The following is a 271-nucleotide window of genomic DNA, read 5'->3' as shown; positions in this document are numbered from 1 at the left end:
GAACAGCAGCCTGTAAACTCAAAATTCCGCGTACTTACAGCCAGTCTGGTAGGTACAACTATCGAATTCTTCGATTTTTATATTTATGCCACTGCGGCTGTCATTATTTTTCCGTACCTGTTCTTTCCAGCAAGTACCGATCCAATGACTGCAACCATTCAGTCTTTGGCAACTTTCGCCATTGCCTTTATTGCACGCCCGATTGGCGCTGCACTCTTTGGACATTTAGGTGATCGTATCGGCCGAAAGGCGACCTTGGTTGCAGCTTTGC

Annotated in this window: 1 protein-coding gene; it reads left to right on the top strand. The window is 46.5% G+C overall.

The genetic code is table 11. The annotated features are described in order from the left end of the window. On the top strand, positions 1-271 hold a 271-nt coding region (locus FVA95_RS29820), incomplete at both ends, for an MFS transporter (RefSeq protein ID WP_149666980.1).

The organism is Pseudonocardia sp. EV170527-09 (assembly GCF_008369905.1).
Taxonomy (GTDB): Bacteria; Actinomycetota; Actinomycetes; order Mycobacteriales; family Pseudonocardiaceae; genus Pseudonocardia.
The sequence above is the reverse complement of the archived record's forward strand: the minus strand, read 5'-3'. Positions and strand labels throughout refer to the sequence as shown.